Origin of the sequence: Streptomyces sp. cg36 (assembly GCF_041080675.1) — a bacterium.
GTDB lineage: Bacteria > Actinomycetota > Actinomycetes > Streptomycetales > Streptomycetaceae > Streptomyces.
This window is the reverse complement of record NZ_CP163520.1, coordinates 3269039-3289487: the sequence shown is the minus strand read 5'-3', so window position 1 is coordinate 3289487 and position 20449 is coordinate 3269039. Positions and strand designations below refer to the sequence as shown.

The 20449-nt window shown below is 69.0% G+C and carries 27 protein-coding genes; 25 read left to right on the top strand and 2 right to left on the bottom strand.

Features of this window, described 5'->3' with window-relative positions; genetic code table 11:
- The 19 genes from rplX (at position 1) to truA (ending at position 11499) form a co-directional block, all read left to right on the top strand.
- On the top strand, positions 1-324 hold the full coding sequence (gene rplX / locus AB5J87_RS14550; protein WP_019888758.1) for a 50S ribosomal protein L24: 324 nt from the start codon (positions 1-3) through the stop codon (positions 322-324).
- Positions 324-881 (top strand): 50S ribosomal protein L5, encoded by a 558-nt coding sequence (gene rplE, locus AB5J87_RS14545; RefSeq protein WP_101389604.1) that lies wholly within the window; start codon positions 324-326, stop codon positions 879-881. The genes rplX and rplE overlap by 1 nt, the downstream gene beginning before the upstream one ends.
- Positions 882-886: 5 nt before the next feature.
- Complete coding sequence (locus AB5J87_RS14540) at positions 887-1072, top strand: type Z 30S ribosomal protein S14 (protein WP_004571834.1); 186 nt, start codon at positions 887-889, stop codon at positions 1070-1072.
- A gap of 212 nt (positions 1073-1284) precedes the next feature.
- Positions 1285-1683, top strand: coding sequence for a 30S ribosomal protein S8 (gene rpsH, locus AB5J87_RS14535; RefSeq protein WP_067163170.1), 399 nt, complete (start codon positions 1285-1287; stop codon positions 1681-1683).
- A 21-nt stretch (positions 1684-1704) separates the two neighbouring features.
- Entirely contained in the window at positions 1705-2244 is a 540-nt protein-coding gene (gene rplF / locus AB5J87_RS14530; RefSeq protein WP_369377025.1) for a 50S ribosomal protein L6, read from the top strand.
- 3 nt (positions 2245-2247) lie between these two features.
- Positions 2248-2631, top strand: coding sequence for a 50S ribosomal protein L18 (gene rplR, locus AB5J87_RS14525; protein WP_067163175.1), 384 nt, complete (start codon positions 2248-2250; stop codon positions 2629-2631).
- A gap of 46 nt (positions 2632-2677) precedes the next feature.
- Positions 2678-3280, top strand: coding sequence for a 30S ribosomal protein S5 (gene rpsE / locus AB5J87_RS14520; RefSeq protein ID WP_017239585.1), 603 nt, complete (start codon positions 2678-2680; stop codon positions 3278-3280).
- The gene (rpmD, locus tag AB5J87_RS14515) at positions 3280-3462 is read left to right on the top strand and encodes a 50S ribosomal protein L30 (protein WP_005313525.1); all 183 of its coding nucleotides are present in this window, start codon (positions 3280-3282) and stop codon (positions 3460-3462) included. The genes rpsE and rpmD overlap by 1 nt, the downstream gene beginning before the upstream one ends.
- Before the next feature lies 1 nt (position 3463).
- Entirely contained in the window at positions 3464-3919 is a 456-nt protein-coding gene (rplO, locus tag AB5J87_RS14510) for a 50S ribosomal protein L15 (RefSeq protein WP_067163177.1), read from the top strand.
- 215 nt (positions 3920-4134) lie between these two features.
- Positions 4135-5448, top strand: a complete 1314-nt coding sequence (secY, locus tag AB5J87_RS14505) for a preprotein translocase subunit SecY (protein ID WP_369377023.1) — start codon at positions 4135-4137, stop codon at positions 5446-5448.
- Positions 5448-6107 (top strand): adenylate kinase, encoded by a 660-nt coding sequence (locus tag AB5J87_RS14500; protein ID WP_369377022.1) that lies wholly within the window; start codon positions 5448-5450, stop codon positions 6105-6107. Before secY ends, AB5J87_RS14500 begins: the two co-directional genes overlap by 1 nt.
- 130 nt (positions 6108-6237) lie before the next feature.
- A complete protein-coding gene (map, locus tag AB5J87_RS14495; RefSeq protein WP_101389610.1) occupies positions 6238-7083 on the top strand; it encodes a type I methionyl aminopeptidase in 846 nt (281 codons plus the stop codon).
- A gap of 220 nt (positions 7084-7303) precedes the next feature.
- Entirely contained in the window at positions 7304-7525 is a 222-nt protein-coding gene (gene infA / locus AB5J87_RS14490; protein WP_003956442.1) for a translation initiation factor IF-1, read from the top strand.
- 61 nt (positions 7526-7586) lie between these two features.
- Complete coding sequence (rpmJ, locus tag AB5J87_RS14485) at positions 7587-7700, top strand: 50S ribosomal protein L36 (RefSeq protein ID WP_003956441.1); 114 nt, start codon at positions 7587-7589, stop codon at positions 7698-7700.
- A 187-nt stretch (positions 7701-7887) separates the two neighbouring features.
- Positions 7888-8268: a 30S ribosomal protein S13 gene (gene rpsM / locus AB5J87_RS14480; protein ID WP_007265919.1), complete on the top strand. Its 381-nt coding sequence runs from the start codon at positions 7888-7890 to the stop codon at positions 8266-8268.
- A 66-nt stretch (positions 8269-8334) separates the two neighbouring features.
- Positions 8335-8739, top strand: a complete 405-nt coding sequence (rpsK, locus tag AB5J87_RS14475; protein ID WP_003956432.1) for a 30S ribosomal protein S11 — start codon at positions 8335-8337, stop codon at positions 8737-8739.
- Positions 8740-8864: 125 nt separating this feature from the next.
- On the top strand, positions 8865-9887 hold the full coding sequence (locus AB5J87_RS14470) for a DNA-directed RNA polymerase subunit alpha (RefSeq protein WP_010473911.1): 1023 nt from the start codon (positions 8865-8867) through the stop codon (positions 9885-9887).
- 172 nt (positions 9888-10059) lie between these two features.
- The gene (gene rplQ / locus AB5J87_RS14465) at positions 10060-10542 is read left to right on the top strand and encodes a 50S ribosomal protein L17 (protein ID WP_369377019.1); all 483 of its coding nucleotides are present in this window, start codon (positions 10060-10062) and stop codon (positions 10540-10542) included.
- An 84-nt stretch (positions 10543-10626) separates the two neighbouring features.
- Positions 10627-11499 (top strand): tRNA pseudouridine(38-40) synthase TruA, encoded by an 873-nt coding sequence (truA, locus tag AB5J87_RS14460; protein WP_369377017.1) that lies wholly within the window; start codon positions 10627-10629, stop codon positions 11497-11499.
- A 139-nt stretch (positions 11500-11638) separates the two neighbouring features.
- Here the strand turns inward: truA and AB5J87_RS14455 are convergent, their stop codons facing one another.
- Positions 11639-12481: a hypothetical protein gene (locus tag AB5J87_RS14455; protein WP_369377015.1), complete on the bottom strand. Its 843-nt coding sequence runs from the start codon at positions 12479-12481 to the stop codon at positions 11639-11641.
- A gap of 56 nt (positions 12482-12537) precedes the next feature.
- Between AB5J87_RS14455 and AB5J87_RS14450 the strand changes: the two genes are divergently transcribed.
- The 4 genes from AB5J87_RS14450 (at position 12538) to glmM (ending at position 16986) form a co-directional block, all read left to right on the top strand.
- Positions 12538-14160 (top strand): ABC-F family ATP-binding cassette domain-containing protein, encoded by a 1623-nt coding sequence (locus AB5J87_RS14450; RefSeq protein ID WP_369377013.1) that lies wholly within the window; start codon positions 12538-12540, stop codon positions 14158-14160.
- Between the two features lie 329 nt (positions 14161-14489).
- Positions 14490-14933 carry a 50S ribosomal protein L13 gene (gene rplM / locus AB5J87_RS14445; protein ID WP_067164642.1) on the top strand — a complete coding sequence of 148 codons (444 nt, stop codon included), beginning with the start codon at positions 14490-14492 and terminating at the stop codon, positions 14931-14933.
- Between the two features lie 44 nt (positions 14934-14977).
- Positions 14978-15496 carry a 30S ribosomal protein S9 gene (gene rpsI, locus AB5J87_RS14440; RefSeq protein ID WP_369377010.1) on the top strand — a complete coding sequence of 173 codons (519 nt, stop codon included), beginning with the start codon at positions 14978-14980 and terminating at the stop codon, positions 15494-15496.
- A 131-nt stretch (positions 15497-15627) separates the two neighbouring features.
- Positions 15628-16986 (top strand): phosphoglucosamine mutase, encoded by a 1359-nt coding sequence (gene glmM / locus AB5J87_RS14435; RefSeq protein WP_369377009.1) that lies wholly within the window; start codon positions 15628-15630, stop codon positions 16984-16986.
- A gap of 111 nt (positions 16987-17097) precedes the next feature.
- On the opposite strand, the gene coaA is transcribed toward glmM, so the two are convergent.
- A complete protein-coding gene (gene coaA / locus AB5J87_RS14430; RefSeq protein WP_369377008.1) occupies positions 17098-18087 on the bottom strand; it encodes a type I pantothenate kinase in 990 nt (329 codons plus the stop codon).
- Positions 18088-18230: 143 nt separating this feature from the next.
- Here coaA and glmS point away from each other — a divergent pair, with 143 nt between their 5' ends.
- Positions 18231-20078 (top strand): glutamine--fructose-6-phosphate transaminase (isomerizing), encoded by a 1848-nt coding sequence (glmS, locus tag AB5J87_RS14425; protein ID WP_369377007.1) that lies wholly within the window; start codon positions 18231-18233, stop codon positions 20076-20078.
- Positions 20075-20443: a holo-ACP synthase gene (locus AB5J87_RS14420; RefSeq protein WP_369377006.1), complete on the top strand. Its 369-nt coding sequence runs from the start codon at positions 20075-20077 to the stop codon at positions 20441-20443. Before glmS ends, AB5J87_RS14420 begins: the two co-directional genes overlap by 4 nt.
- Positions 20444-20449: the final 6 nt, after the last annotated feature.

Below are 20449 nucleotides of genomic sequence, written 5' to 3'. Positions count from 1 at the left end.
ATGAAGATCAAGAAGGGCGACCTGGTCCAGGTCATCACCGGTAAGGACAAGGGCAAGCAGGGCAAGGTCATCGCGGCCTTCCCCCGCGAGGACCGCGTCCTGGTCGAGGGTGTCAACCGGGTCAAGAAGCACACGAAGGCCGGCCAGACCGCTCGCGGTTCGCAGACCGGTGGCATCGTCACGACCGAGGCGCCCATCCACGTCTCCAACGTCCAGCTGGTCGTTGAGAAGGATGGCAACAAGGTCGTCACGCGTGTCGGTTACCGCTTCGACGACGAGGGCAACAAGATCCGCGTTGCCAAGCGGACGGGTGAGGACATCTGATGGCTACCACCACCACTCCGCGTCTCAAGACGAAGTACCGCGAGGAGATCGCGGGCAAGCTGCGTGAGGAGTTCTCGTACGAGAACGTCATGCAGATCCCCGGCCTCGTCAAGGTCGTCGTCAACATGGGTGTGGGCGACGCCGCCCGCGACTCCAAGCTGATCGACGGCGCCATCCGCGACCTGACCACGATCACCGGCCAGAAGCCGGCCGTGACGAAGGCCCGGAAGTCCATCGCGCAGTTCAAGCTGCGTGAGGGTCAGCCGATCGGCTGCCACGTCACCCTCCGTGGTGACCGCATGTGGGAGTTCCTGGACCGTACGCTGTCGCTCGCGCTGCCGCGTATCCGTGACTTCCGTGGTCTGTCGCCGAAGCAGTTCGACGGCCGTGGCAACTACACCTTCGGTCTCACGGAGCAGGTCATGTTCCACGAGATCGACCAGGACAAGATCGACCGTACCCGGGGTATGGACATCACCGTGGTCACCACGGCGACCAACGACGAAGAGGGCCGCGCGCTCCTCCGTCACCTCGGCTTCCCGTTCAAGGAGGCGTAAGCGAGATGGCGAAGAAGGCTCTCATCGCGAAGGCTGCCCGTAAGCCCAAGTTCGCTGTGCGCGCGTACACCCGCTGCCAGCGCTGTGGCCGGCCGCACTCCGTGTACCGCAAGTTCGGCCTGTGCCGCGTCTGCCTTCGTGAGATGGCTCACCGTGGCGAGCTGCCGGGCGTGACCAAGAGCTCCTGGTAAACCCCGTAATTTCGGGTTTTTCCGGAGTCTCTCGGTAAGCAAAGGGTGGGCGGAGGCCCTACCCTCCATGGCTTAGGCTAGGAGGGTTGGGCGTCCGCCGCCCAGACGACTTACTACGCCGTAGGTCCCCGCGCCGCACCCGTCCCGCCCATGAGCGGGGAGAGGGATGGCGCATACAGGAAACCCCGGCGAGAGAGGCCGAAGGCCAATTCATGACCATGACTGACCCCATCGCAGACATGCTCACTCGTCTGCGTAACGCTAACTCGGCGTACCACGACACCGTCGTGATGCCGCACAGCAAGATCAAGTCGCACATCGCGGAGATCCTCCAGCAGGAGGGCTTCATCACCGGCTGGAAGGTCGAGGACGCCGAGGTCGGCAAGAACCTCGTCCTCGAGCTGAAGTTCGGCCCGAACCGCGAGCGCTCGATCGCCGGCATCAAGCGGATCTCGAAGCCGGGTCTGCGTGTGTACGCGAAGTCCACCAACCTGCCGAAGGTCCTCGGTGGCCTGGGCGTGGCGATCATCTCCACGTCCCACGGTCTCCTGACCGGTCAGCAGGCAGGCAAGAAGGGCGTGGGTGGGGAAGTCCTCGCCTACGTCTGGTAGTCGGGAACGGAGGAAAAGCTAATGTCGCGAATCGGCAAGCTCCCCATCCAGGTTCCCGCTGGTGTGGACGTCACCATCGACGGCCGTACGGTCAGCGTGAAGGGTCCCAAGGGCACCCTCTCGCACACCGTTGCCGCGCCGATCGAGATTGTTAAGGGCGAGGACGGCGTTCTCAACGTCACCCGTCCCAACGACGAGCGTCAGAACAAGGCCCTGCACGGCCTGTCCCGCACGCTGGTGGCGAACATGATCACCGGCGTGACCCAGGGATACGTCAAGGCGCTCGAGATCAGCGGTGTCGGTTACCGCGTCCAGGCGAAGGGCTCCAACCTGGAGTTCGCCCTGGGCTACAGCCACCCGATCACCATCGAGGCCCCCGAAGGCATCACCTTCAAGGTCGAGACGCCCACGAAGTTCTCGGTCGAGGGCATCGACAAGCAGAAGGTCGGCGAGGTCGCGGCGAACATCCGCAAGCTGCGGAAGCCCGACCCGTACAAGGCCAAGGGCGTCAAGTACGCCGGCGAGGTCATCCGCCGCAAGGTCGGAAAGGCTGGTAAGTAAGCCATGGCATACGGTGTGAAGATCGCCAAGGGCGACGCTTACAAGCGTGCGGCCAAGGCGCGCCGCCACGTCCGCATCCGCAAGCACGTGTCGGGTACGGCGGAGCGTCCGCGCCTCGTCGTGACGCGTTCCAACCGCGGCATCACCGCCCAGGTCATCGACGACATCAAGGGTCACACCCTGGCGTCGGCGTCGAACCTGGACGCGTCGATCCGCGGTGGCGAGGGCGACAAGTCCGCGCAGGCCAAGTCGGTCGGCGCCCTGGTCGCCGAGCGCGCCAAGGCCGCCGGTGTCGAGGCCGTCGTGTTCGACCGTGGTGGCAACAGGTACGCCGGGCGCATTGCCGCTCTGGCTGACGCCGCCCGCGAAGCCGGGCTGAAGTTCTAAGCCCCGGTTCCGGGACTAACGGACGTAACAGAGAGAGGTAAATCCAATGGCTGGACCCCAGCGCCGCGGAAGCGGTGCCGGTGGCGGCGAGCGGCGGGACCGGAAGGGTCGCGACGGTGGCGCTGCCGCCGAGAAGACCGCCTACGTTGAGCGCGTTGTCGCGATCAACCGCGTTGCCAAGGTTGTCAAGGGTGGTCGCCGCTTCAGCTTCACCGCGCTGGTCGTGGTGGGCGACGGTGACGGCACCGTAGGTGTCGGTTACGGCAAGGCCAAGGAAGTTCCCGCGGCCATCGCCAAGGGTGTCGAGGAAGCCAAGAAGAACTTCTTCAAGGTTCCCCGCATCCAGGGCACCATCCCGCACCCGATCCAGGGCGAGAAGGCCGCGGGCGTCGTCCTGCTGAAGCCTGCTTCCCCCGGTACCGGTGTTATCGCCGGTGGCCCGGTGCGCGCCGTTCTGGAGTGCGCCGGCGTTCACGACATCCTGTCGAAGTCGCTCGGCTCCGACAACGCGATCAACATCGTGCACGCGACCGTGGCGGCCCTCAAGGGCCTGCAGCGTCCCGAGGAGATCGCGGCCCGCCGCGGTCTGCCCCTCGAGGACGTCGCCCCCGCGGCTCTGCTTCGTGCGCGTGCCGGGGCGGGTGCGTAATGGCCCGTCTCAAGATCACGCAGACGAAGTCGTACATCGGCAGCAAGCAGAACCACCGCGACACCCTGCGTTCGCTCGGGCTCAAGCGCCTGAACGACGTGGTTGTCAAGGAGGACCGTCCCGAGTTCCGCGGCATGGTGCACACCGTCCGCCACCTCGTGACGGTTGAGGAGGTCGACTGACATGGCGGAGAACAAGCCGCTCAAGGCCCACGACCTCCGTCCCGCCCCGGGCGCCAAGACCGCCAAGACCCGTGTGGGTCGTGGTGAGGCGTCGAAGGGTAAGACGGCCGGCCGTGGTACCAAGGGTACGAAGGCCCGTTACCAGGTTCCGGAGCGCTTCGAGGGTGGCCAGATGCCCCTCCACATGCGTCTTCCGAAGCTGAAGGGCTTCAAGAACCCGTTCCGCACCGAGTTCCAGGTCGTGAACCTGGACAAGCTCGGCGCCCTCTACCCCGAGGGTGGCGAAGTCACCGTTGCCGACCTGGTCGCCAAGGGTGCCGTGCGCAAGAACAGCCTCGTCAAGGTCCTGGGCCAGGGCGAGATCTCCGTGGCGCTGCAGGTGACGGTCGACGCCGTCTCCGGCTCCGCCAAGGAGAAGATTGCCGCCGCCGGCGGCACCGTCACCGAGCTCGTCTGAGACAGCTCGTTGGCCTGAACATCCGACCGGGGATGCCCTCTCAAATGGGGCATCCCCGGTTGGTCGTTCCTAGGGGGGCAGGGTCGCCGGTAAGGTGGCGTGCACTGTCTAAGTTTCCGTGCGGTATGCCGCCCGGGTCCTCTGACTCATTCGTATTCGTCGATCCTCAAGACCGTCACCTCTGGCGCACCTGCGCGGGGGTCGCAGGAGGCACCGTGCTCACCGCGTTCGCCCAGGCGTTCAAGACGCCTGACCTGCGCAAGAAGCTGCTCTTCACGCTCGGCATCATCGTGCTCTACCGGATGGGGACGCACGTCCCGATCCCCGGTGTGAGCTACAAGAACGTTCAGATCTGCGTGGACCAGGCCAAGGAGGGCAACAGCCTCTTCGGTCTGGTGAACATGTTCAGCGGCGGCGCGCTGCTGCAGATCACGATCTTCGCGCTGGGCATCATGCCGTACATCACGGCGAGCATCATTCTGCAGCTGCTGACCGTGGTGATCCCGCGCCTGGAAGCCCTCAAGAAGGAGGGCCAGGCCGGCACGGCCAAGATCACGCAGTACACGCGTTACCTGACGGTCGCCCTGGCGATCCTCCAGGGCACCGGCCTCGTGGCCACCGCCCGCAACGGTGCGCTGTTCAGCGGCTGCCAGGTCGCGACCGAGATCGTGCCGAACCGGTCGATCTTCACCACCATCACGATGGTCATCACGATGACCGCCGGTACCGCCGCCGTCATGTGGCTCGGTGAGCTCATCACCGACCGCGGCATCGGCAACGGCATGTCGATCCTGATGTTCATCTCGATCGCGTCGAGCTTCCCCACCTCGCTGTGGGCGATCAAGACGCAGGGGCACCTCGCGCAGGGCTGGATCGAGTTCGGCACCGTCATCCTGGTCGGCCTGGTCATGGTCGCCCTGGTGGTCTTCGTCGAACAGGCCCAGCGCCGCATCCCCGTGCAGTACGCGAAGCGCATGATCGGCCGCCGGTCCTACGGCGGTACGTCCACGTACATCCCGCTGAAGGTCAACCAGGCGGGTGTGATCCCGGTCATCTTCGCGTCGTCGCTGCTCTACATCCCGGCCCTGGTCGTGCAGTTCTCCAACTCCACCGCGGGCTGGGCGATCTGGATCAAGGACAACTTCGTCAAGGGCGACCACCCGTACTACATCATCAGCTACTTCCTGTTGATCGTGTTCTTCGCCTTCTTCTACGTGGCGATCTCGTTCAACCCCGAGGAAGTCGCCGACAACATGAAGAAGTATGGTGGCTTCATCCCGGGTATCCGGGCTGGTCGACCTACTGCTGAGTACCTGAGCTACGTGCTCAACCGGATCACCTGGCCGGGGTCGCTGTATCTGGGACTGATCGCGCTCGTGCCGACGATGGCGTTGGTGATCTTCGGGGCCAACCAGAGCTTCCCGCTGGGCGGGACGAGCATCCTCATCATCGTGGGTGTGGGTCTGGAGACCGTGAAGCAGATCGAGAGCCAGCTCCAGCAGCGCAATTACGAAGGGTTCCTCCGCTGATGCGAATCGTCCTCGTCGGACCGCCCGGTGCCGGCAAGGGAACGCAGGCCGCGTTCCTCGCCAAGAACCTGGCGATCCCGCACATCTCCACGGGCGACCTCTTCCGTGCCAACATCAGCCAGGGCACGGAGCTGGGCAAGCAGGCCAAGGCGTACATGGACGCCGGCAACCTGGTGCCGGACGAGGTCACCATCGGGATGGCCAAGGACCGGATGGCGCAGCCGGACGCCGAGAACGGCTTCCTCCTCGACGGCTTCCCGCGCAACGTGGTGCAGGCCGAGGCGCTCGACGAGGCGCTCAAGGCCGACGGCGTGAAGCTCGACGCCGTCCTGGACCTCGAAGTCCCCGAGGACGAGGTCGTGAAGCGGATCGCCGGCCGGCGCATCTGCCGCACCGACTCCTCGCACGTCTTCCACGTCGTCTACAACGCGCCGCGGGCCGAGGGTGTCTGCGACACCTGCGGCGGCGAGCTGTACCAGCGCGGCGACGACACCGAGGACACCGTCCGCAAGCGCCTCGAGGTCTACCACAGCGAGACCGAGCCGATCATCGACTACTACCGGGCCCAGGGCCTGGTCGTGACGATCTCCGCGCTCGGCAAGGTCGACGAGGTCACGGAGCGTGCGATGCACGCCCTGAAGGCCGAGAAGACGGCCTGACGGCTCCACGTTCGCGGTCAGTGGCCGCGGCGCCCCCTCCCGGGGCGCCGCGGCCACTGCCGTGTCCGGGCCCGGCGGGCCGTATCGTTGACGTACTCCCGTATCCGTACTCAGAAAGGCGTCAGCCGCCATGGTGGAGATCAAGACCCCCGAGCAGATCGCGAAGATGCGCGAGGCGGGGCTGGTCGTCGCCGCCATCCACGCGGCGACCCGTGAGGCCGCGGTGCCGGGCGCGACCACGAAGGACCTGGACGAGGTCGCCCGCAAGGTGATCGCCGAGCACGGCGCCAAGTCGAACTTCCTGGGCTACGGCGGCTTCCCCGCCACCATCTGCACCTCGGTCAACGAGGTCGTCGTCCACGGCATCCCGGACGAGAAGACCGTCCTCAAGGACGGCGACGTCATCTCCATCGACGCGGGCGCGATCATCGACGGCTGGCACGGCGACGCCGCCTTCACCGCGTTCGTGGGCTCCGGCCACGCCCCGGAGCTGATCGAGCTCTCCCGGGTGACCGAGGAGTCGATGTGGGCCGGGATCGCGGCGGTGAAGAAGGGGAACCGCCTGGTGGACGTCTCCCGGGCGATCGAGAGCTACATCCGCCGCCAGCCGCGCCCCCCGAAGGGCAAGTACGGGATCATCGAGGAGTACGGCGGCCACGGCATCGGCTCCGAGATGCACATGGACCCGCACCTGCTGAACTACGTGGACAAGCGCCGCCTCCTCGGCCGCCACAACCCCAAGCTGGTCCCCGGCTTCTGCCTGGCCATCGAGCCGATGGTGTCGCTCGGCACCCCGCGCACGGAGGTCCTGGAGGACGACTGGACCGTGATCACCACGGACGGCACCTGGTCCTCGCACTGGGAGCACTCGGTCGCGCTGACCGAGGCGGGCCCGATCGTCCTGACCTCCCCGGACTGCGGCAAGGCCAAGCTGGCGGAGTACGGCGTGACGACGGCCCCGGACCCGCTGGGCTGACCGACGGTCCGGCGCGGGGCGCGGCGACGAAGACCCGCCGGGCGCATCCGCGCCCAGCCTGTCCCGGACTGTCCGCTTAACGATCTACGCTTGAGGGCAAACTTCCCTGATTCGTCTTTTCGGGTGCCCTGACGTAGACTGATGCGTCGGCTCTCGTGTACCCGTGTGTCCGCACACGATCGCGGGAGTCGATCAAGGTAGCCGATTCGAAAGGCGAAGCGTGGCCAAGAAGCAAGGTGCCATCGAAATCGAGGGCACCGTGATCGAGTCCCTCCCGAACGCCATGTTCAAGGTGGAGCTCCAGAACGGTCACAAGGTCCTCGCGCACATCAGCGGCAAGATGCGGATGCACTACATCCGTATCCTCCCGGATGACCGGGTCGTCGTGGAGCTCTCCCCGTACGACCTGACGCGTGGCCGGATCGTCTACCGGTACAAGTAGATCTTGCCCGCGCCCTGTGTTCCACAGGGTGGTGGCACTGACCCGGAGAACCTGACATCCCATGAAGGTCAAGCCGAGCGTCAAGAAGATCTGCGACAAGTGCAAGGTGATCCGCCGTCACGGCCGGGTCATGGTCATCTGCGACAACCTGCGCCACAAGCAGCGCCAGGGCTGACGCACGCCGACCGACCTGCATTTACGCAGTTCTTCGCGCGACGCACGTAATACGTACATACGCAGAGCCCGCCCAGCCCACACAGGGTCGGCGACACCTCCGGCGGGGGCCGGGGACCCGATCCGTACCTAGTACGGCGGTCGGGAGCGGTTCTGCGGAAGACCCCCGAACACACAGGAGCCATTGAATGGCACGCGTTTCCGGTGTTGACATCCCGCGCGAAAAGCGTGTGGAGATCGCACTCACCTACGTCTTCGGTATCGGGCGCACCCGGTCCAAGGAGATCCTCGCCTCCACCGGCGTGAACCCGAACACCCGCGTTCGTGACCTGGCCGAAGAGGACCTGGTCAAGATCCGCGAGTACGTGGACGCCAACCTCCGCACCGAGGGCGACCTCCGCCGCGAGATCCAGGGCGACATCCGCCGCAAGATCGAGATCCAGTGCTACCAGGGCATCCGCCACCGTCGCGGCCTGCCCGTGCACGGTCAGCGGACCAGCACGAACGCCCGTACCCGCAAGGGCCCGCGTCGCGCGATCGCCGGCAAGAAGAAGCCGGGCAAGAAGTAGTCCTCAGCGGACGCTTGACCACACGGTCTTCGCTGTAGGACCGACCACCTCCCGTAGGAGTTATAGATGCCCCCCAAGGGTCGTCAGGGCGCTGCCAAGAAGGTGCGCCGCAAGGAAAAGAAGAACGTCGCTCACGGCCACGCGCACATCAAGAGCACGTTCAACAACACGATCGTCTCGATCACGGACCCCTCGGGCAACGTGATCTCCTGGGCGTCCGCCGGCCACGTCGGCTTCAAGGGCTCCCGCAAGTCGACTCCGTTCGCCGCGCAGATGGCCGCCGAGTCGGCCGCCCGCCGCGCGCAGGAGCACGGCATGCGCAAGGTCGACGTCTTCGTCAAGGGTCCCGGCTCCGGCCGTGAGACCGCGATCCGCTCCCTCCAGGCCACCGGCCTCGAGGTCGGCTCGATCCAGGACGTCACCCCCACGCCGCACAACGGCTGCCGTCCCCCCAAGCGCCGCCGCGTCTGACGCACGGCTGCTGGACTGAGGTTTTCGGGCGGTACAGCTCTTCGGGGCCGTACCGCCCGTACCCTTGTACTAAGCAGTACCCCGAGGGCGTCAAATAGTGGGCGCCCACGACTGAAGGAACACACATGCTTATCGCTCAGCGTCCGTCGCTGACCGAAGAGGTCGTAGACGAGTACCGCTCGCGGTTCGTGATCGAGCCGCTGGAGCCGGGCTTCGGCTACACCCTCGGCAACTCCCTGCGCCGCACCCTCCTGTCGTCGATCCCCGGCGCTGCTGTCACCAGCATCCGCATCGACGGCGTCCTGCACGAGTTCACCACCGTGCCGGGCGTCAAGGAGGACGTGACCGACCTCATCCTCAACATCAAGCAGCTGGTCGTCTCCTCGGAGCACGACGAGCCGGTCGTGATGTACCTGCGCAAGCAGGGCCCGGGTCTGGTCACCGCCGCCGACATCGCGCCCCCGGCCGGTGTCGAGGTGCACAACCCGGACCTGGTCCTCGCCACGCTCAACGGCAAGGGCAAGCTGGAGATGGAGCTGACCGTCGAGCGCGGTCGCGGCTACGTCTCCGCCGTCCAGAACAAGCAGCTGGGCCAGGAGATCGGCCGCATCCCGGTCGACTCCATCTACTCCCCGGTGCTCAAGGTCACGTACAAGGTCGAGGCGACCCGTGTCGAGCAGCGCACCGACTTCGACAAGCTGATCGTCGACGTCGAGACCAAGCAGGCCATGCGCCCGCGCGACGCCATGGCGTCCGCCGGCAAGACCCTGGTCGAGCTGTTCGGTCTGGCGCGCGAGCTCAACATCGACGCCGAGGGCATCGACATGGGCCCGTCCCCGACGGACGCCGCCCTGGCCGCCGACCTGGCGCTGCCGATCGAGGAGCTGGAGCTCACCGTTCGGTCCTACAACTGCCTCAAGCGCGAGGGCATCCACTCCGTGGGTGAGCTCGTCGCCCGCTCCGAGGCGGACCTGCTCGACATCCGCAACTTCGGTGCGAAGTCGATCGACGAGGTCAAGGCGAAGCTGGCCGGTATGGGCCTCGCGCTGAAGGACTCGCCTCCCGGCTTCGACCCGACCGCCGCCGCCGACGCCTTCGGCGCCGACGACGACGCGGACGCGGGCTTCGTCGAGACCGAGCAGTACTGATCGCTCCGCGGGGAGGCCGTACTGCGACTGCGGACCGGCTTCGGCTGGTCGCGCAGTTCCCCGCGCCCCTTCCAGGCCCCTTCGGGAGCCTGGATCTCCGACAGGCGCCCGCCTGCTCGGATACTGACCCCGGTACCTGACACGGCCGGGGCAGACACCAAGGAGAAACACCATGCCGCGTCCCACCAAGGGTGCCCGTCTGGGCGGCAGCGCCGCGCACGAGAAGCTGCTCCTCGCCAACCTGGCGAAGTCGCTCTTCGAGCACGGCCGCATCACCACGACCGAGGCCAAGGCCCGCCGCCTGCGTCCGGTCGCCGAGCGCCTGATCACCAAGGCGAAGAAGGGCGACATCCACAACCGTCGCCTGGTGCTGCAGACGATCACCGACAAGGGCATCGTCCACACCCTCTTCACCGAGATCGCCCCGCGGTACTCGGAGCGTCCGGGTGGTTACACCCGTATCACCAAGATCGGCAACCGCCGTGGTGACAACGCGCCGATGGCCGTGATCGAGCTGGTCGAGGGCGAGATCGCCAAGAAGGCGACCGTCGCCGAGGCCGAGGCCGCCACGAAGCGCGCCGTCAAGGAGGCCGACGAGGCCGCCAAGACGGAGGCCGTCGAGGCCGACGCCGCTGAGGAGTCGAAGGACGCGTAAGCGTTCCCAGACCGACGGACGGGTCCGTTCCCCTTGGGGGACGGGCCCGTTCCGTTTCTCTGCCGCTCTGAGAGGATCTGATACGTGAGTGATGAGGTGGAGCCCGGCCTGGTCCGGGTGCGGCTGGACCTGAGCTATGACGGCAAGGACTTCTCCGGCTGGGCCAAGCAGGCCGGCGGGCGGCGGACGGTCCAGGGCGAGATCGAGGACGCGCTGCGCACGGTGACGCGGTCGGCCGTGACGTACGACCTGACGGTGGCCGGGCGCACCGACGCCGGGGTGCACGCGCGCGGCCAGGTGGCCCATGTCGACCTGCCCGAGGAGGTCTGGGCCGAGCACCGCGAGAAACTGCTGCGGCGGCTGGCCGGACGGCTCGCCCACGACGTCCGGATCTGGCGGGTCGCCGAGGCCCCGGGCGGGTTCAACGCGCGCTTCTCCGCGATCTGGCGGCGGTACGCCTACCGGGTGACCGACAACCCGGGCGGGGTGGATCCCCTGCTGCGCGGTCATGTGCTGTGGCACGACTGGGAGTTGGACGTCGAGGCGATGAACGCGGCCTCGGCCGCCCTGCTCGGCGAACACGACTTCGCCGCGTACTGCAAGCGGCGCGAGGGCGCCACCACCATCCGTACGCTCCAGGAGCTGTCCTGGGTGCGCGGCGAGGACGGCATCGTCACCGCGACCGTGCGCGCCGACGCCTTCTGCCACAACATGGTCCGCTCGCTGGTGGGCGCGCTGCTGTACGTGGGCGACGGGCACCGGGGCGTGGAGTGGCCGGGCAAGGTGCTGGCGGCGGCGGTGCGCGACTCCTCGGTGCACGTGGTGAAGCCGCACGGGCTCACCCTGGAGGAAGTCGGCTACCCCGCCGACGAGTTGCTGGCCGCGCGCAGCCGCGAGGCGCGCAACATGCGGACGCTGCCGGGGGCGGGGCCGGCCGGCGACGCGGGCTGCTGCTGACGGACGGCGCCCCGGGGCGCCCGGTCCGGCGCGCGAAGCCCCGGCGGCGCCCCGGCCGCCCGGCCCTCGCGGGCGGTGCGCCGCCACTCCTGGCCGCGGGCGTCCCCGTCCTGACCGCTCGTCGGGTGGGCCGCCGGGGTCAGCCCGCGGTGGCGGCGCGGGCCTGGGACTCGCCGCGGGCGATGATCTGACGGAAGGTGAACTCGGCCAGGTCGTCGCCCGCGGCGAACGCGTCCTTGTCGGCCTTGGTGACGTTCTTGCCGTCGGTGAAGCCGCTGACGCTGAAGTAGGCGTACCGGCCGTAGGAGTTGATGAGGTTGCGGCAGACCACATGGCCGCCGTCGCAGAACCCCGGCACCCCGGAGCCCGGCAGCGGGACGACGGAGCCGCTCGCCTGCTGCTTGACGCGGGTGGCCTTCGCCTCGTTCTCGAAGGTGGCCACGCCGATGGTGACGGCGACGCCGTCCTTGACGTAGGTGGCGCGGATCACCTGCTCGCAGCCGCCCGCGGTCAGGGCCTGGGCGAGCGCGCCCCGGGTGGCGGCCGAGCAGTCGGTGGTCCGGGCGGTGGCGCCCTTGGTGTAGGTGCGGTCGCCCATCCGCAGCGACTTCCCCGGGAAGAGCGTGTCGGCGCTGAGCGGCGCCCTGTCCTTCTTGGCGCTGGATATGAAGTCGTGCGGGTTCGCCGGGGGCGGCGGAGCCACCGAGGAGAACGAGGGCTGCGGCTGGGCGGACTCGCTGGGCAGGGTCTGCGCCGAGGGCAGCTCACTGGCGGACTTGCCGTCCGGGCCGCCGTCCGATCCGCTGCTCACGATGGCGGTGGCGACGATCGCCACGATCGCCGCCGTGGCCAGCGCCCCGCCGCCGATCAGCGCCCACCGCTTCTTGCGGCCGCGCGCGGCGGCCTGGTCGGCGAGCGCCGCCCAGTCGGGTGTCTGGTTGTCCCCCGGGCCCCAAGCGGGTCCCCCTTGCCCAAAGCTCATGGCGCGCATCTTAATTCGGTTGTGGCCGGACGTACCGGGTGGGCGACAATCCGCCTATGGGACATGTAGAGGCCGCACACCTGGAGTACTACCTGCCGGACGGACGGGTCCTGCTCGCGGACGCGTCGTTCCGGGTGGGGGAGGGTGCGGTGGTGGCCCTGGTCGGGGCCAACGGCGCGGGCAAGACGACCCTGCTGCGGATGATCTCCGGTGAGCTCCAGCCGCACGGCGGGACCGTCGCCGTGGGCGGCGGGCTCGGGGTGATGCCGCAGTTCGTGGGCTCGGTGCGGGACGAGACGACCGTGCGTGACCTGCTGGTGTCGGTCGCCCAGCCCCGGATCCGGGCGGCGGCGAAGGCCGTGGACGAGGCCGAGCACCTGATCATGACCGTGGACGACGAGGCCGCGCAGATGAAGTACGCGCAGGCCCTCTCCGACTGGGCGGACGTGCAGGGGTACGAGGCGGAGACGCTCTGGGACGTCTGCACCACGGCCGCGCTGGGCATGCCGTACGACCGGGCCCAGTTCCGCGAGGTGCGCACGCTCTCCGGCGGTGAGCAGAAGCGGCTCGTGCTGGAGGCGCTGCTGCGCGGCCCCGAGGAGGTGCTGCTGCTCGACGAGCCGGACAACTATCTGGACGTGCCGGGCAAGCGGTGGCTGGAGGACCAGCTGCGGGCCACGCGCAAGACGGTGCTGTTCATCTCGCACGACCGGGAGCTGCTCTCCCGGGCCGCCCAGAAGATCATCGCGGTGGAGCCCGGGGTCGACGGCTCCGACGTGTGGGTGCACGGCGGCGGCTTCGACACCTTCCACGAGGCGCGCAAGGAGCGGTTCGCCCGCTTCGAGGAGCTCAAGCGGCGCTGGGAGGAGAAGCACGCCCAGCTGAAGAAGCTGGTGATCTCGCTGCGGCAGGCGGCCTCGATCAGCCACGAGCTGGCCTCGCGGTACTCGGCGGCCCAGACGCGGCTGCGCAAGTTCGAGGAGGCCGGACCGCCGCCGGAGCCGCCGCGCGAGCAGGAGATCACCATGCGGCTGCGCGGCGGACGCACCGGCGTGCGCGCGGTGACCTGCGAGAACCTTGAGCTGACCGGGCTGATGAAGCCGTTCTCGCTGGAGGTCTTCTACGGCGAGCGGGTGGCGGTCCTGGGGTCGAACGGCTCGGGCAAGTCGCACTTCCTGCGGCTGCTGGCGGGCGACCCGTCCGTGGCCCACTCGGGCCTGTGGAAGCTGGGGGCGCGGGTCGTGCCGGGCCACTTCGCGCAGACCCACGCCCACCCCGAGCTGCTCGGGCGCACCCTCGTCGACATCCTGTGGACGGAGCACGCCAAGGACCGGGGCGGCGCGATGTCGGTGCTGCGGCGGTACGAGCTGGAGCGCCAGGGCGACCAGGCGTTCGACAAGCTCTCCGGCGGGCAGCAGGCGCGCTTCCAGATCCTCCTGCTGGAGCTGGCGGGCACGACCGCGCTGCTGCTGGACGAGCCCACGGACAACCTCGACCTGGAGTCGGCGGAGGCCCTCCAGGACGGGCTGGAGTCGTACGAGGGCACGGTGCTGGCGGTCACCCACGACCGCTGGTTCTCCCGCTCCTTCGACCGCTATCTGGTCTTCGGCTCGGACGGAGTGGTCCGCGAGACGTCGGAGCCGGTCTGGGACGAGCGCAGGGTCGCGCGCGCGAGGTAGGCCCCGGGCGGGCCCGTGGGCCCCCGGGCGGGTCCGTGGGCCCCTGGGCGGGTCCTCCGGGCCCGCCTTCCGTCCCCGGTCGGCCCCCGTTCCGCCACCGGCCGGGCACCCGTTTTGACCCGTGCGGGGGAGCCCGGGTATTCTTCTGGTTCGTTATGCGTATTGGCTTGGTCGTTCTCACGCGAGGGGCCATTACGTAGGTTCTCTGGAGCAGTTACCAGTGGCTCGCATACGGGCAGTGTCCCCGGCAGTGTGAGCCCCAGCTGCATGATCGCTTCAGGGTGCAAAGTTTCTGGACCCCATCCACTGAAGAAGCGAAGGCTACGACCGTGCGTACGTACAGCCCCAAGCCCGGCGACATCACTCGCCAGTGGCACGTGATCGACGCCCAGGACGTCGTCCTGGGTCGTCTGGCGACGACCGCTGCGAACCTCCTCCGGGGCAAGCACAAGCCCGTCTATGCGCCCCACATGGACATGGGTGACTTCGTCATCATCATCAACGCCGACAAGGTTCACCTGTCCGGCAACAAGCGCGAGCAGAAGCTGGCCTACCGCCACTCCGGCTACCCGGGCGGTCTCCGCTCGGTGCGCTACGACGACCTCCTGGCGAACAACCCGGAGAAGGCCGTCGAGAAGGCCATCCGCGGCATGATCCCCAAGAACTCCCTGGGCCGTCAGATGATCTCGAAGCTGAAGGTCTACTCGGGCGACCAGCACCCCCACGCTGCCCAGCAGCCGGTGCCGTTCGAGATCACCCAGGTCGCGCAGTAGTTCCGGCCACACCCCCTAAGACAGAAAAGAATCTGAGGAGCATCGTGGCCGAGACCACTGTCGAGACCCCCGTCGAGGGCGAAGAGACCTACGCGGAGGTCACCACCTTCGAGTCCGAGGTCCCCGTCGAGGGCGAGTACACCACCGAGTCGATGGCGTCCCGCTTCGGCGACCCGCAGCCGGCCGCCGGCCTGGGCCGTCGCAAGAACGCCATCGCCCGCGTCCGGATCGTTCCGGGCACCGGCAAGTGGAAGATCAACGGGCGTACGCTCGAGGACTACTTCCCGAACAAGGTCCACCAGCAGGAAGTCAACGAGCCCTTCAAGGTGCTCGAGCTCGACAACCGCTACGACGTCATCGCCCGCATCTCGGGTGGCGGCGTCTCCGGCCAGGCCGGCGCCCTGCGCCTCGGCGTGGCCCGCGCGCTGAACGAGGCGGACGTCGAGAACAACCGCCCGACCCTGAAGAAGGCCGGCTTCCTCTCCCGCGACGACCGTGCGGTCGAGCGCAAGAAGGCCGGTCTCAAGAAGGCCCGCAAGGCCCCGCAGTACAGCAAGCGCTAAATCGCGCCTGCCGCCTGTACGGCTTTCGTCCGCCCCGGCAGCACTCTTCGTGCTGCCGGGGCGGCGTTGTTTTTGGCACCAGTGGTGGGCGCCCGGGTGCGGCGCCCGGCGGATCTCAATGGAGGACAGCAGTGGGACGACTCTTCGGCACGGACGGTGTACGCGGTGTGGCCAACGCCGATCTGACGGCCGAGCTCGCGCTCGGGCTCTCGGTCGCGGCGGCCCATGTGCTCGCCGAGGCGGGTACCTTCGCGGGCCATCGGCCCACCGCGGTGGTCGGGCGCGACCCCCGCGCGTCCGGGGAGTTCCTGGAGGCCGCGGTCGTCGCGGGCCTCGCCAGCGCCGGTGTCGACGTGCTGCGCGTCGGCGTGCTGCCGACCCCCGCCGTGGCGTACCTCACGGGCGCGCTCGGCGCCGACCTCGGTGTGATGCTCTCCGCCAGCCACAACGCCATGCCCGACAACGGCATCAAGTTCTTCGCGCGCGGCGGCCACAAGCTCGCCGACGAGCTGGAGGACCGCATCGAGCGCGTCTACGAGCAGCACCGCACGGGCGAGCCGTGGGAGCGCCCGACGGGCGCCGGCGTGGGCCGCGTACGGGCGTACGAGGAGGGCTTCGACAAGTACGTCGCCCACCTCATCGGCGTGCTGCCGAACCGGCTGGACGGGCTGAAGGTCGTCCTGGACGAGGCGCACGGCGCGGCGGCGCGGGTCTCGCCCGAGGCGTTCACCCGGGCCGGGGCCGAGATCGTCACCATCGGTGCCGAGCCGGACGGGCTCAACATCAACGACGGCTGCGGCTCGACCCACCTGGACCTGCTGAAGGCCGCCGTCGTCGAGCACGGCGCCGACCTCGGCATCGCGCACGACGGCGACGCGGACCGCTGCCTGGCCGTGGACGCGCAGGGCAACGAGGTCGACGGCGACCAGATCCTCGCGGTGCTCTCGCTGGCCATGCGCGAGGCGGGCACCCTGCGGGGCAACACCGTCGTCGGCACGGTCATGTCCAACCTCGGCTTCAAGATCGCCATGGAGCGCGAGGGCGTCCAGGTCGTCCAGACGGGCGTCGGCGACCGGTACGTGCTGGAGTCGATGAAGGAGCACGGCTACGCGCTGGGCGGCGAGCAGTCCGGCCACGTGATCATCCTGGACCACGCCACCACCGGTGACGGCACGCTCACCGGGCTGATGCTGGCCGCCCGGCTCACCGCGACCGGCCGCACGCTGGCCGACCTCGCGGGCGTCATGGAGCGGCTGCCGCAGGTCCTGGTCAACGTCCCGGACGTCGACAAGTCCCGGGTCGCCACCTCCGCCGAGCTGACCTCCGCGGTCGCCGAGGCCGAGCGCGAGCTGGGCTCCACCGGCCGGGTGCTGCTGCGCCCCTCGGGCACCGAGCCGCTGGTGCGGGTCATGGTCGAGGCGGCCGACATCGACCAGGCGCGGTCGGTGGCCGCCCGCCTGGCGGACGTCGTGAAGTCGGCGCTGGGCTAGTCCGCGCTGGGCTGTTCCGCGCGGGCCCGCGGGCCTTCGCGTACGGCCGTACGCCCAACGAGCGGGCCCGCCGGGGAGTTCCCCGGCGGGCCCGCTCGTGTGTGTGCCGGGTCAGAGTTTGCGCAGCGACAGCTTCTGGACCTTGTGGTCGGGGCCCTTGCGCACGACCAGGGTGGCGCGGCCCCGGGTGGGCGCCACGTTCTCCACCAGGTTGGGCCGGTTGATGGTCCGCCAGGTGGTGCGGGCGTAGTCGAGCGCCTCCTCCTCGGACACCTGGGTGTACTTGCGGAAGTACGAGAACGGGTTCTGGAAGGCCGTCTCGCGCAGCTTGCGGAAACGGTTCAGGTACCAGGACTCGATGTCCTCGGTCCGGGCGTCCACGTACACGCTGAAGTCGAAGTAGTCGGCGAGGCCGACCCTGGTGCGGCCGTCCTGGCCGGGCAGGGCCGGCTGGAGGACGTTGAGGCCCTCCACGATGAGGATGTCCGGGCGGCGCACGGTCAGCAGTTCGCCCGGCACGATGTCGTAGATCAGGTGCGAGTAGACGGGCGCGGTGACCTCGTCCTTGCCCGCCTTGATGTCGGCGACGAACCGGGTCAGCGCGCGGCGGTCGTACGACTCCGGGAAACCTTTGCGCGACATCAGGCCGCGCCGCTGGAGCTCGGCCATCGGATAGAGGAACCCGTCCGTGGTGACGCGCTCCACGCGCGGGTGCTCGGGCCAGCGCGCCAGCATCGCCTGGAGGAGGCGGGCCACCGTGGACTTGCCGACGGCCACCGAGCCGGCCACCCCTATGACGAACGGGGTGCCGCGCTGGGCGCCGTGGCCGTTGCCCGCGTCGCCCAGGAAGGTGTTGAGGGAGCCGCGCAGCTGGGAGGTGGCCTGCACGTACAGGCTGAGCAGCTGCGACAGCGGCAGGTAGATGTCCCGGACCTCGTCCAGGTCGATGACGTCCCCGAGGCCGCGCAGCCGCTCCACCTCCTCGGCGGTCAGCGGCAGCGGCGACTTGTCACGCAGCGCGCTCCACTCGCTGCGGGTCAGGTCGACGTACGGCGTCGAGTCCGCCCGGCGGTGGGCGCTTCGTGGCGGCGAAGTGATCACAGCCCCATTGTCCTGGGTGGCGGCCGGATGCGGGGGGTGGGGTGGGTCACGCGTGCGGGGGCGCTCCGCGGGGCAGCGCCGGGTGCGGGCCGACCGGGGGAGAGTCGGGCCGGAAGGCGCCCGCGCGGTCGTAGGCTGCGGCCATGTGCGGAATCGTCGGGTACGTGGGAGCGCAGTCAGCGCTCGATGTTGTCGTCGCCGGTCTGAAGCGGCTCGAATACCGGGGTTACGACTCCGCGGGGGTCGCGGTGCTCGCGGACGGCGGGCTGGCCGCCGCGAAGAAGGCGGGCAAGCTCGTCAATCTGGAGAAGGCGCTGGTGGACCGGCCGCTGCCGAGCGGCTCCACCGGCATCGGGCACACCCGGTGGGCCACCCACGGCGGCCCCACCGACGCCAACGCCCACCCGCACCTGGACAACGCGGGCCGGGTCGCGGTCGTCCACAACGGGATCATCGAGAACTTCGCGGCGCTGCGGGACGAGCTGACCGGGCGCGGGCACGCCCTGGCGTCGGAGACCGACACCGAGGTCGTCTCGCACCTGCTGGCCGAGGCGTACTCCTCGACCGAGGACCTGGCCGAGGCGATGCGCCAGGTGTGCCGGCGCCTCGACGGGGCGTTCACGCTGGTCGCGGTGCACGCCGACGAGCCGGACGTGGTGGTCGGGGCGCGCCGGAACTCCCCGCTGGTGGTGGGCGTTGGAGAGGGTGAGTCCTTCCTCGCCTCGGACGTGGCCGCGTTCATCGCCCACACGCGGTCCGCGATCGAGCTGGGCCAGGACCAGGTCGTGGAGCTGCGTCGGGACGGTGTGACGGTCACCGACTTCGACGGGGCTCCCGCACAGGTGCGGTCGTACCACGTGGACTGGGACGCGTCGGCCGCGGAGAAGGGGGGCTATGACTACTTCATGCTCAAGGAGATCGCCGAGCAGCCCAAGGCCGTGGCCGATACGCTGCTCGGCCGGATCGACGGCGCGGGTTCGCTGACGCTCGACGAGGTGCGCATCCCGGCCTCGGTGCTGCGCGAGATCGACAAGGTCGTGATCGTGGCCTGCGGTACGGCGTACCACGCGGGCATGATCGCCAAGCTGGCGATCGAGCACTGGACGCGGATCCCCTGCGAGACCGAGCTGGCCAGCGAGTTCCGCTACCGGGACCCCATCCTCGACCAGCGCACGCTGGTGATCGCGATCTCGCAGTCCGGCGAGACCATGGACACCCTGATGGCGCTGCGGCACGCGCGCGAGCAGGGCGCCAAGGTGCTGGCCGTCTGCAACACCAACGGCTCGACGATCCCGCGCGAGTCGGACGCGGTGCTGTACACGCACGCCGGGCCCGAGGTCGCGGTCGCCTCCACCAAGGCGTTCCTCACCCAGCTGGTCGCCTGCTATCTGGTCGCGCTCTATCTGGGCCAGGTGCGCGGTACGAAGTGGGGCGACGAGATCCGGGCGGTGATCCGGGACCTGGCGTCGATCGCGCGCGACGTCGACGAGGTGCTGGAGACCATGGAGCCGGTGCGGGAGCTGGCGCGCTCGCTGGCGGACAAGGACACGGTGCTGTTCCTGGGCCGTCACGTGGGCTATCCGGTGGCGCTGGAGGGCGCGCTCAAGCTCAAGGAGCTCGCGTACATGCACGCGGAGGGCTTCGCGGCCGGGGAGCTGAAACACGGCCCGATCGCGCTGATCGAGAACGATCTGCCGGTCGTCGTGGTCGTGCCGTCGCCGCGCGGGCGCTCGGTCCTGCACGACAAGATCGTCTCCAACATCCAGGAGATCCGGGCGCGCGGGGCGCGGACCATCGTGATCGCGGAGACCGGCGACGAGGCGGTCGTGCCGTACGCGGACCATCTGATCCGCATCCCGGCCACCCCGACGCTGCTCCAGCCGCTCGTCGCGACCGTCCCGCTCCAGGTCTTCGCCTGCGAGCTGGCCACGGCCCGGGGCAACGAGGTGGACCAGCCGCGCAACCTGGCGAAGTCGGTCACCGTCGAATGATCATCGGGGTCGGGATCGACGTGGCCGAGATCGAGCGGTTCGGGCAGTCGCTGGAGCGGACGCCGGGGCTGCTGCAACGGCTGTTCGTGGACGAGGAGTTGTTCCTGGCGAGCGGCGAGCGGCGCGGTACCGCCTCGCTCGCCGCCCGCTTCGCCGCCAAGGAGGCGCTGGCCAAGGCCCTGGGCGCACCGGCCGGGCTGCACTGGACGGACGCGGAGGTGTACGTGGAGCCCACCGGCCGGCCGCGCCTGCGGGTGCGCGGGACGGTGGCGGCGCGGGCCGCGGAGCTCGGGGTGCGGAGCTGGCACGTCTCGCTCAGCCATGACGCCGGGGTGGCGTCGGCGGTGGTGATCGCGGAGGGGTGACGGCCC